The organism is Terrimonas pollutisoli (assembly GCF_029360765.1).
GTDB lineage: Bacteria > Bacteroidota > Bacteroidia > Chitinophagales > Chitinophagaceae > Terrimonas_B > Terrimonas_B pollutisoli.
Window position 1 is genome coordinate 401,847 of the sequence record NZ_JARKNA010000001.1, and the last position, 12,645, is coordinate 414,491.

Below are 12,645 nucleotides of genomic sequence, written 5' to 3' on the forward strand. Positions count from 1 at the left end.
AGCGATTATTAGAATAGTTTGAGAGTTTAGTTCTTTTCTCATCGTTAAGCAGTAATCATAGGGCTGTCATTATTGACGGCCCTATTTTTTAATATAAAATTCCAAATTCCTTTGGTCGGGATACTGTATCTCTCTCCCGAAGTAACTTGCAACCAGTATGAAAAAAAGATTTACCGATAGCCGTTCTTATTTTTTTATTGCGGCCATCCTTTTTTTGAACTCGTGTATTCATAAGCAACAGAACAGGTTGTTCACGCAGCTCGGTCCGGCAGAGTCAGGTATTTTTTTTAGTAACGATATTCATGACAGCGATTCTTCACATTCTTTTATCAACGAGTTTGGTTACATGGGTGGAGGAGTAGGGATTGGTGATTTTAATAATGATGGGTTAAAGGATATTTTTTTTACCGGTAACCAGGTAAGTAGCCGCCTGTACATTAATAAAGGAGATAATCAATTCGATGATATAACGGAAAAGGCGGGGATTGGTACTGATGTCTGGTGCACGGGTGTCAGTATTGTTGATATCAATCATGACGGGTATGATGACATCTATGTATGCGTTTTTGGAAAGGATCTGCTGCACCCCGCAAAGAATCTTTTATTCATTAACCAACATGATCTTTCTTTCAAAGAACAAGCGGAAGCATATGGACTTGCTGACACGGGCTATTCAACCCAGGCCGTATTTTTTGATTATGACAGGGACGGTGATCTTGATATGTATCTAGCTAATTATTTATTAAGTGCAAGAAATACCAATACCATTTTTCCCCGTGACAAAAGTGGCAGGTCCGCTGCCAATGATAAGCTCTATCGGAATGATGGTGATAGTGTACAGGCAGGGCATCCCGTCTTTGTCGACGTTTCTATGCAGGCCGGGATTAAGGAAGACGGGTATGGCCTGGGCGTAGTAGCAAGTGATTTTAATAATGATGGATGGCCGGATATTTATGTCGCCAATGATTTTGTATCCAATGATGAACTATGGCTGAACAACCGCAACGGTACGTTTACTAATTGTATCGCGAAATCGATTCAACACCAGAGTTATTCCAGTATGGGCACAGATGCCGCAGACATTAACAATGATGAGTTACCGGATATCCTTACACTGGATATGTTGCCTGAATACAATGAAAGAAAAAAAACTTCCTTCTCTTTCATGAATTATGAAAGGTATGAGGCAGAACGGGCCATGGGGTATGAGCCGGAATTTATGCGCAACACGCTTCAACTAAATAATGGCAGCCTGCAGCGGGGAGATACCAGCCTGCCATTTTTCAGCGAGATAGGACAGTTGAGCGGCATACAGGCAACCGATTGGAGCTGGAGTGTGTTGTTAGCTGATTTTAATAATGATGGATGGAAGGATATTCATGTAACAAATGGAATCGGAAGAGATTTTATTGATGCCGATTTCCTGGAATTCAGTAGTAATATCTTCAATAGTGGCCGCAGCAGGGAAGAACAGGAAAAAGCGATCAGGCAAAAACTGGCTTCGTTGGATCATGTTAACCTTCCGAATTATTTATACCTCAACCAACGTGATTTAACGTTTGCCGATCACTCGGAAGCCGGGGGTATCAATGAGCCATCCATGTCAAATGGAGCCGCCTATGCCGACCTTGATAATGATGGCGATCCCGATCTCTTGGTCAATAACATCAACAAAGAAGCATTTGTTTTTATCAATAATACCAATCAAAAAAATAAACCGGTCACTACTCATTTTTTAAGCCTTCAATTGAAAGGGGATAGCCTGAACCGGCATGGTCTCGGTGCAAAAATTTTTGTGTATAATGATGGTAAAGCTCAACTGCAGGAACAAAACCCGGTGCGGGGTTATTTTTCTTCGGTAGATCAGCAACTGATCTTTGGATTGGGAAAAAGTGATCATGCGGATTCGTTGGAAATTGTTTGGCCGGATAGTAAAAGACAAGTAATAAAAAATATCGTTGCCGATACTACATTGGTTCTTTCATGGAATAATGCTGCTGCCGGTCGAATAGTTGAGACAGTGAAGCCGGCGTTTCTTTTTTCGGATATTACTTCATTGGCCGGTCTTTCATACAGGCACCAGGATAATCCATTTAATGACTACACCATTCAGCGGTTGTTGCCGCAAAGGTATTCGCAGCTAGGGCCCTTTATTACTTCCGGCGATATCAATAATGATGGGACCGCTGACTTTTTCATTGGCGGTGGATTTAATTTTTCCGGTAAAATGTTCACGCAGAATCCCGGAAAGGTATTCACCTCAAGAGATCTTACAGACAGTATTAAGTTTGAGGAAGACCTGGATTGTATTTTATTTGATGCTGATAAAGATGGCGATTCCGATCTGCTCGTTACCTGCGGTGATATGCAGTACAATGAAAATTCAATCTATTATAAACCTCGATTGTACATCAATGACGGGAAAGCCAATTTCAGTTTGCAGGCTAATGCGATTCCCCATTCGGTAAAAACAATTGCCGGATGTGTAAGCGCCGGTGATTATGATGGGGATGGTGATGATGATTTATTCATTGGTGGGCGGGTGTCAAAGAAGTATCCGCTGCCACCACGCAGTTTTTTATTACAAAACAATAACGGCGTTTTTAAAGATGTTACCGCAAAAGTTTGTCCTGCTTTGCGAAACGTGGGTATGGTTACGTCGGCGGTATGGACAGATTTTGATAATGATAAACAAACCGACCTCATCATTGCAGGTGAATGGATGCCTATACAATTTTTTAAGAACAATCATGGCAATTTAATGGAAGCAACCTCATCCACCGGGTTAACCCAGCTAAATGGTATGTGGCGAAGCTTGGTTGCAAACGATATGGATAATGATGGAGATATTGACCTGGTTGCCGGTAACCTCGGTTTGAATTGTGAATACAAAGTCAATGAGGCAGAACCTATGCAGTTATACGCTACCGACCTGGATGGTAACGGAAGTATCGACCCCGTTTTTTTCTATTATATAAAAAGCGAGGATGGAAGAAAGCATTCGTTTCCTGCTATCAGTCGAAACCGTTTTTCGGACCAGGTACCTGCTATCAAAAAACAATTCTTGTTGTACAAGGATTATTCCAATGCAACATTTAATGAAATTTTCAAAGGAAAGGCCAGGGGAAATATTTTACAACTGCAGTGTAACGAAACAAGAACCTGTTATTTTGAAAATACAGGCAATGGGAAATTCATCAAACATCCATTGCCTGTTGAGGCGCAGTTTGCACCGGTAAACGCAATCATCTGTGATGACCTGGACAACGACGGATTTAAGGACCTGCTACTGGCAGGTAACGAATACCAGGCAGAAGTAATAACAGGAAGATATGATGCGTCCTATGGTTGTTTTCTCCGTGGCAGTAGTAATAAATCTTTTACACCGGTTCCTGCAGTTCAAAGCGGATTTATGCTGACCGGTGATATAAAAGACATGTCACTTATTCGCTTATCAAATGGAGAAAAAATAGTTCTTGCAGCAGTCAATAATGATTCACTGCGGGTATTCAGAGTAGGCGTTGCGTCAAAATAATTGGACTGCTTATTTTACATTTCAGTTATGACTTTTCGCCTGGAATTCTGAAGGAGTCATATTGAACTGTTTGAAAAAACACCTTCCGAAATGATGTTGCGATGTGAATCCCACCATATCCGAAATCTCATACAGCTTAAACTTGCCTTCTGTTAAAAGTTTGGCTGCTTGTTTGAGCCGGTTAACTTTTATTAGTTCATTAGGCGGCAGGTTACAGATATCATTGATTTTCCGATAAAGCGTTGCACGGCTCATAAACATTTCACGGGCAAGAAATTCAACATCGAGATTCGGGTTTTTAAGATTGTTCGAAATAATGTCAGTGATCTTTTCCAGGAATTCTTCATCTGCTTTCGAATAGCCAATGCTTTTTATATGGGTAAGTGGAGAGCTTGCAAAAAAATCCTTTAGCTTATTACGGTTTGTTAAAAGGTTGTCGATCTGCGCCAGCAAATGCTTGGGGGAAAATGGTTTTTCAATATATGCATCTGCACCTTTTTCCAATCCCTCGATACGGGAATCCAGCGTTTTCCTGGCAGTCAGCAAAATAATAGGAATGTGGCAATAGTTGATGCTGGATTTAATCCTGTTACAAATTTCAAAACCATCCATTACCGGCATCATGATATCACTGATGATCAGGTGTACTGTTTCGTTTTCAACAATCTGCATGGCTTTCTGTCCGTTAAGAGCAGTTAAAACCGCGTACTTTGGTCTCAGGCTGTCTGCAAGAAATTCAATGATCTCTGCGTTATCATCCACAATTAAAACTACTGATTCCATTAGGTAAAATTTTCTGCGTTAAGTTCTATAACAGTTAATTTATAATCCCGATCGTTATCGGTGTTTACCGGGAGTGTAAGAACAAAGATGTTGAAGCCATCTATTGGTTCTTTTAAGTCCAGCGTCCCTTTGTGTAGTTCAGTGAGAGCACGGGAAATAGCCAATCCTATACCCGTACCATTTTGATAATTGGTTTCTTTTATTCTAAAAAAAGGTTCAAAGATCTTTTCTTTACTCTCTGCAGGAATTAACAGACCATCATTTCTAAATTCAATATGAAATTCATTTTCCTTTTCCAGCCAGGTTAATTTTACATGGACAATGTTTTCAGCATACTTAACAGCATTACTATATAAATTGGTTAAGATCTTTTGAAAAGAATCATTATCAACCAACGCATAAAAATCGTTGGATGGCAGGTCAAGCGAATAGGATAAATTTCGCTGATCGGCCAGTGGCTGAAAACTGGCATGGATGTCCTCTATTAATTCTGTGATATTGATTTTTTCAAAATTCAGGCTGAATCCTTTTGCTTCTATCTTTCTAAAATCCAGTAGCTGGTTGGAAATATCAAGCAAACGGTTGGTGTTCCGTTCCATAATGCGGAGGTTGTTCTTTATTTCCGGGACCTTATCTGCATGGTTCATGATATTTTCCATCGGGCCCTGAATTAACGTTAAGGGTGTTCTTATTTCGTGGGCAATATTGGTAAAGAATTCAATTTTGTTTTGGTACAGTTCTTTTTCAGTCTTATGCGCCAAAAGTTCAATTTTCCGCTGGTGCTTTTCATTAATCCTGTTATGATAAATACGAAAAACAACATACACGATAGCGATGATCAAAACTGAATATAGTAAATAGGCCAGTTTGCTTTTCCAAAAAGGAGGCAATATTTCTATTCTTAGACTTGTTTCTTCTTTATTCCATATACCGCTACTGTTTGCGGCTTTTACTTTGAACGTATAAACTCCGGGCGGTAATTCGGTGAAATAAGCCTTTCGGTATGTCTTCAGTGGTGTCCAATCATTATCAAGGCCTTCCATCTTATACGCATATTCATTCGTCTCGGGGGAGGTGTAACTCAAAGCTGCAAAATCAATGCTGAATGTTGACTGATCATGTTGTAACGTAATTTGGTCCGTGTAAGTAATTGACTTTTTGAGTGGTGATTTTTTCCCGTTTACAACCAACTCCTTATCGTATAACTGTATCCCTGTGATGTAAACGGGAGGTGTTACAGTGTTGCTGGTAAATTTCTCAGGAACAAAACTGATCATGCCTTTTACGCTCCCAAAATACATTCTTCCGGTCGAATCCTTATAAGCAGAATTCCAGTTGAACTGATCATTAAGTAATCCATCAGCAACCGTATAAACTTTTATCGATTCTGAAATCGGGTTAAAACATATAAGCCCTTTAGTAGAGCTGATCCATAAATTATTTTTTTTGTCTTCCAGTATTTTAAAAAGAAAATTACTCGGCAGCCCGTTTGTAATGTTGTAAGTCTTAAATTTTCTTATTTGTGGATCATATTTACTCAACCCCCCTTCGGTAGCGAACCATAAATTGCCACGGCTGTCCCTGAATTGTCCGTTCACCATATTATTGGGCAGGGAATCTGTGCTTTTAAAATTTGCCCTGAAATTGCTGATCAATCCGTTTTTTTGATTGAGTGTAAAAACTCCATTACCGAGTGTACAGATCCACAGCAAGCCGTTTTCATCTTCTAAAATTGATTGGGTCTGGAATGGAAATCCGGCCACTGGTGAAAATGAATCAGTCAGTTTGTTATATTGAAAAAGTCCTTCCCAGGTACCCACCAGTATATTTCCTGATTTTGTTTTATAGAGATGAACGATGAAATTGCTGGCAAACGAATTTTTGCCTGCAGTATAATGCTTTATTATTTTGCCTGTTTTCAGGTTCATCCGGTCAAGGCCATATTGATAAGTTCCAATCCATAGTTCATCGTCCACTATGAGAAGGCCATGTATGTTTGAGTAGGAAATGCTTCCTTTTTTCCCGTCAGGAACAAAATGCTCAAATACTTTTGTTTTTACATTGAGCTTATTCAATCCGGCGTCTTCTGTACCGATCCATAAATTACCCCGGCCATCGGGACAAATTTCATGTACACCATTTCCTTTAATAGAGTTGATCCCATCCCGCGAAAAATATTTTTCGAACGAAGTGTACGGATAAGAGTAATAACTGATACCTCCGAATCTTGTGCCGGCCCATATACCTCCTTCTTTATCCCTGTATAATGTGTTAATTGCATTATCAGAAATAGAATAGCTATTGTTATACTGCATGCGGAGACTGGTAAATTTTCCACCATTGATGTTATAGATAAACAGCCCGTATTCAGTTGCCGCCCAATATTCATCTTCCGAATATTGAATAAAATCTTTTGCGAATATTTCAGTTTTGTCGTGATTGTAGATGAGAAGATCTTTGTACGCTTTTGTTTTAATATCAAAAAGTTTTATTCCCTGGTTTAATGTACCTACCAGTAATGAACCTTTATTGGTATTGAAAATCTTAGTTATGTACCTGCCGGGAGTTGTCCGGGATTTTGAAAAAAGATCATAGGATGTAAATCGATCAGTGGCTTTATCATATTTATTAATAAAACCATTGGAAGTCGCAACCCACACAGTTCCATCCTGATCCTTACAGATAGATGTCGCCAGGATTTCCTGTGGATAGGAACGAACCGTTTTGCTATTCTCATTATAGGAGTTGAGTGTTTTGTTCACAGTAAACCAAATATTTCCGCTGTTGTCTTTACAAAGAGCCCTGACCTCTTTGTGGGAAGTAAAGGGTATTAGCTCAAAGCTTTGATCCATGGGGTCGTGGTAGTATAACCCTTTTGCAGTTCCAACCAGGATTTTGCCATTATCAGTGGTAAGCAACGAAAAGACAGAATTATTGCCGAGACTTTTTGGGTTGGCAGGATCATTTCTAAAGACTTTAAAGGTGTAGCCATCAAACCGGTTTAAGCCGTCGATGGTTCCGAACCACATAAACCCTTTTTTGTCCATGGCACTACAAAGCACCGTATTATTTGAAAGACCATGTTCTACCTCGTAATGCCTGAAATAATAGGGAGACTGTCCGACTGCTATAGCTGGTGAAAGGACCAATGAAAACAGTAGCAGCGATAGTGATAGCCTGATTGACAAATATGGCAAGTTTGGTTGCTTAAAGGTAACTGAAATTTCTAAGCGAACAAGCCGCGATGCTTGCCGGATGGCTTGAGTATTGGAAGAATAAATTTGAGACGATTTGGACAAATTGCGAGACAAATGAAGCTTGAAAAACGAGGGATAAATAGTTACTTCACATAAGTGTTTGTGTGACACTTAATTGCCGCGATTGTTGTTCACCTATAATGAATGCTGTATGATGAAAGTAACCTCACTCTTATCCGGAGTGCTTTTGGAAGAGGCACGCCAAAAAAAATCTTTTTTTTATTTTTTTTCTGCGCCAGACAGAAGTTTTAGTAGCGGATAGCTTGTTTAAATGCGCAAAGAGATTTTCAATTGCCTTAATATTCTCCTTCCAATCTGCTAATTGTTTTTCTAACAACTTCAACTAAACTTATGAGTTACTGTTTTATTTACCTTTCACCTTCCCGGCTTATACGTGCTGTTGTATTTATAGCTCTGCTTTTTTTGAGTACTACAATTTTTGCACAGGTGCAGGTGCAGGGAAAGGTAACCGATAACAATAATGTTCCCCTGCCTGGTGCCACTGTCACCACCAAAGGAACCACCAGCGGTACCAGCACCAATGCTGAGGGCAATTTCACCATTTCTGTACCGAATCAACAAGCTGTGCTTGTTTTTTCATCCGTAGGTTACATGACACAGGAAGTGCCGGTCGGTAATAGAACGACAATCGATCTTCAACTGACTCCCCAGGCCGGTACTTTAAATGAAGTGGTGGTCGTGGGTTATGGTACCCAAAGAAGGAAGGAAGTAACCAGTGCTGTAGCTACTGTAAGCGCTGAGCAATTTAATAAGGGAAACATCGGCAACGTTGCTCAATTGCTACAAGGTAAAGTTGCAGGCTTGTCTATCTCAAGGCCCGGGGGCAATCCTAATGCTGGATTTACCATGCGTTTAAGGGGTTTATCTACTTTGGGTGCTAATAGCTCTCCATTAATTGTAGTGGATGGTCAGGTTGGTGCTGATATCAACACAGTAGATCCAAATGATATTCAAAGTATAGACGTGTTGAAAGATGCTGCATCAGCCGCTATCTATGGTACGCGGGGCTCATCTGGCGTAATTATTATTACTACAAAAAGAGGTGGAAGGATACCGACTGTAACATATAATGGAACGGTAACTGCCGAGGTGCCGGGTAAATTTACTCCTCATATGACAGCTGCGGAGTTTAAAGCCGCCGGCGGCCGCGACCTTGGTGCAGAAACCGACTGGAATGAGGAAATTACAAGAACTGCATATTCACATGTTCACAATCTGTCTCTTGCTGGTAGCGGAGGTAATGGAACTAATTATATTGCCTCATTTAACTATCGTGATGTGCAAGGTGTTGCTATAAGAACGGGCTTCGATCAAATCAATGGTCACTTTGGTCTTACGCAAAAGGCTTTAAAAGACAGGGTTACTTTTACCTTGGATGCAAACGCTACAAGGCGTACTTCTAAGTTTGGTTTTGACAGAGCATTTCAGTATGCAACGATTTTTAATCCAACAGCTCCGCGTCGTACTACCGATTCTGCTAACACCGGGCTCAACTATACAGGTAGTGGGTATGTAGAACAAAACTTTGTGGAATATGCAAATCCACTGGCGGTGCTCGAGCAAAATACTAACGAGGGGGTTCTTAAAAGAATGAACATTAATGCTTCTGCAAGCTTTGAGATCATTAAGGGATTAAGACTTCTTGGACGGTATGCACAGGAGAACACCAGCAATTATAGGTGGGTTTACCTTCCCAAGACCTCATTTGACACACGTTTAATTCCCGGTGGCAGTGGCTTTGACCGTAAAGGTTTGGCTCAAAAACAGGATGATGAAAATTACAACAAGCTATTTGAAACAACTCTTTCTTATGATAAAAGAGTATTTAATGAGTTTAACCTTGCGGCTGTAGTGGGTTATTCTTATCAGGACTTTTTGAACAATGGCTTTTTAGTGCGTGCCGGCGATTTTCTTACAGATATAACATCCGAAAACTTTGCCAGTGCTGCTGATTTCAAAAACAATAAAGCAGAAGCCACCAGTTATAAAGATGGCTCAAGATTAATTGCATTTTTCGGCAGACTGAACCTTAACTACAAAGATTTGGCGTTCCTCTCGGCTAGTTTGAGAAGGGAAGGTTCGACACAATTCGGTGAACGTAACAAATGGGGTAATTTTCCTGCCATCAGTGCCGGTCTTGACATTAGCAGGCTTACAGATATAGCTCGTGTAAACTCTCTTAAACTCAGAGCAAGCTATGGTATAACCGGAGCCTTACCTCCAAGGTCTTATCTCTCGCTCTTCCTGTATGGGCCAACAGCTAATAACTTTTTGTACAATGGTAATTATATTCCTGCTTATGAGCCAACGCAAAACGATAATCCAGACTTAAAATGGGAAAGAAAAGCAGAATTTGATGTGGGGCTTGACTTTGCATTATTTAACAGCCGCCTGACAGGTACTGTTGACTACTACAATCGTAAAACCTCTGATTTGTTGTTTAACGCTACCGTACCTGTTCCTCCCTTTCCAACTAACAGAAGGTGGATGAATATCGGGACAATGGAGAATAAAGGAGTAGAAGTCTTGTTGGCATATGATGTATTTAAAAATAAAATCTTTAACTGGAATACTTCAGTAAATTTTTCAACCTTCAGTGTTGAACTTACCAAACTGAATAAAGAACTTGCTGGTAACATAATTGGAGCAAGTAACCTTGGTTCTCCAGGCCAGGAACAAACTCAAATTACCCGTGCTGTAGAAGGTGAGAAAATTGGTATTATTTGGGGGTCTATTTTTAGAGGGGTAGACGATAATGGTAAATTTTTGTTTGACGATGGTCACGGAAAGACTACAGCACTTGACACTTTCAAAACAAAAATTGGTAATGGCTTGCCCAAGTTCGAATTAGGTTGGACCAACACATTCCGCTATAACAATTGGGATTTAAACTTCTTCCTTAGAGGCTCGTTTGGACATGACCTGGTAAATACGTATCGTGCCTTCTTTGAAAGTTCAGCACCCACTATAATCGCCAGCTATAATGTTGTAAAATCGAAGTACTTTAATCCTAAATTGAACGATTCTCAAACATTCAGCGACCTCTTTGTCGAAAATGCCTCTTTTGTTAAACTGGATAATGCCACTCTTGGATATACTTTTAATTTTAAAGGAGATGGTGCTATCAAAGGGCTACGAGCATATATTAACGGACAAAATTTATTTGTAATAACAGATTATACCGGTGTTGACCCTGAGGTGAGATATGCTTATGGCGGTAATATCCTGGCTCCCGGTGTTGATGCAAGAGATACATGGGTGCGTACCCGGTCATACACTCTCGGCGTGAATCTTAAGTTTTAATTTTTTTGAATCATTTTGTCAAAATTAGTTTGATATGAGAATTTTATCTGTTGCAAAATATTCTTTCATGGGCTTGCTTTTGATATCTGCTTCCTGTACCAAGCTTGATGAAAAAGAACTGGTCTCGGGGTTGGCTACTAATCTGAACTTTGGACAAACCGATGCGGAAGTAGTATCTCTTTTAGCGGCGGCCTATACAAATCTTTATGGCAGCTTTGGCGCTGATGGAAATATCATGCGTCTGCAGGAAGTACCTTCTGATGAAGTAGTGGTACCAACAAGAGGACCGGACTGGGGAGATGGTGGCCATTGGGTACGTCTAAAATTACATACGTACAAACCTAATGACGGGGGACCTGAAAACACATGGGGGTTTCTTTTCAAAGGAGTAAATACCTGCAACCGGGTGCTGGCAATATTGGAGCCAATAGGCACTCCTTCTTCTGAAAAATTTATGACAGAAATAAAGGCATTAAGAGCCATTTATTATTATTGGCTGCTTGACCTGTTTGGCAATGTTCCCATTAGCACCGATTTTGCAAAAACTGATCCGCCACCAAATAATACCCGCAAAGAAGTATATGATTTTGTGGAGAAAGAGTTAACCGATGCACTTCCCGATTTGCAACAAACAGGACCCAATGATAACGCTACTTATGGAAGAGTAAACTATTATACTGCCAAAGCTGTGCTGGCTAAATTATATTTGAACGCCGAAGTTTATACCGGCACGGCTCAGTGGGATAAATGTATTGCCGCCTGCGATGATATTATTAATTCAGGTAAGTATGCTTTAATGCCCAACTATAGAGATAATTTCAAGAAAGACAATAAAGGTTCTACAGAGTTTATTTGGGTAATCCCCTATGATGAAGTGCAGGCAAGAGGTTTTAATCTTCCTCACATGACTTTGCACATGGAAAGCCAGGAAACATACAAAATGACCGCACAACCATGGAATGGCTGGGCATCGGTTCAGGAATTTTATAATTCCTATATTGATCCTGTTCAAAACCCTGGCCCGCAAGACTCTGTTATTGGTACGAGTCCGAACGGTGCAAAGGTGTTAGGAACAAAAGATAGAAGGCTAAGCAATTTTATCGTAGGGCCACAATATAAGTCTGATGGCGTTACACGTCTTACAGATAATGCCGCTGATCCCACAGATCCTGATAGTACTCTTGTTACTTATACTCCCTATATCAATGAATTATTCCCCGGAGCCTGGCGGCAATCCGGTGCTCGTATCGGCAAATACGAATTTTATAGAAACATGACAGGTCAATTAAGCAACGATTTCGTTCTTTTCCGTTATGCTGACATATTATTGACAAAAGCAGAAGCTGTGGCAAGAAAAGCTACTAACTGGAATGATCCTGCCGCCCTGGCGATCGTTAATGAGATAAGAACAATGCATGGCGGTGTTGATCCTTATGTAACCATGACGGCAGGCACATTTTTGGCAGAAAGAGGCAGAGAAATGTTTTTTGAAACCACGAGAAGGCAGGATATGATACGCTTTGGAACATATAATGCCGCTTTCAAGTTCCATCCTGCTGATGCCAGCGCACATGTGAACATTTTCCCGATACCTGAAAGTGTGATTAATGCAAATAAAAATTTAAAACAGAACCCCGGATATTAAGTTTCTCTCATCCATAAGCAGTAAGTTTAGCAATCAAAACAGGCGAATTTTTTCGCCTGTTTCTTCAATTATGGTGGGGACTGATTCAATGTGAAAAAACG

5 protein-coding genes are annotated in these 12,645 nt (G+C 40.3%); 3 read left to right on the plus strand and 2 right to left on the minus strand.

The window, feature by feature from the left end:
• Positions 1–157: 157 nt before the first annotated feature.
• A complete protein-coding gene (locus P2W73_RS01615) occupies positions 158–3,535 on the plus strand; it encodes a VCBS repeat-containing protein (RefSeq protein ID WP_276500227.1) in 3,378 nt (1,125 codons plus the stop codon).
• 21 nt (positions 3,536–3,556) lie between these two features.
• Here P2W73_RS01615 and P2W73_RS01620 read toward each other — a convergent pair whose 3' ends face one another.
• Positions 3,557–4,318 carry a response regulator transcription factor gene (locus P2W73_RS01620; protein ID WP_276500228.1) on the minus strand — a complete coding sequence of 254 codons (762 nt, stop codon included), beginning with the start codon at positions 4,316–4,318 and terminating at the stop codon, positions 3,557–3,559.
• On the minus strand, positions 4,318–7,506 hold the full coding sequence (locus P2W73_RS01625) for a ligand-binding sensor domain-containing protein (protein WP_276500229.1): 3,189 nt from the start codon (positions 7,504–7,506) through the stop codon (positions 4,318–4,320). The genes P2W73_RS01620 and P2W73_RS01625 overlap by 1 nt, the downstream gene beginning before the upstream one ends.
• 492 nt (positions 7,507–7,998) lie before the next feature.
• Between P2W73_RS01625 and P2W73_RS01630 the strand changes: the two genes are divergently transcribed.
• Together P2W73_RS01630 and P2W73_RS01635 are read left to right on the plus strand one after the other, a co-directional pair.
• Positions 7,999–10,899, plus strand: a complete 2,901-nt coding sequence (locus P2W73_RS01630) for a SusC/RagA family TonB-linked outer membrane protein (RefSeq protein WP_276500230.1) — start codon at positions 7,999–8,001, stop codon at positions 10,897–10,899.
• A 34-nt stretch (positions 10,900–10,933) separates the two neighbouring features.
• On the plus strand, positions 10,934–12,544 hold the full coding sequence (locus P2W73_RS01635; RefSeq protein ID WP_276500231.1) for a RagB/SusD family nutrient uptake outer membrane protein: 1,611 nt from the start codon (positions 10,934–10,936) through the stop codon (positions 12,542–12,544).
• Positions 12,545–12,645: the final 101 nt, after the last annotated feature.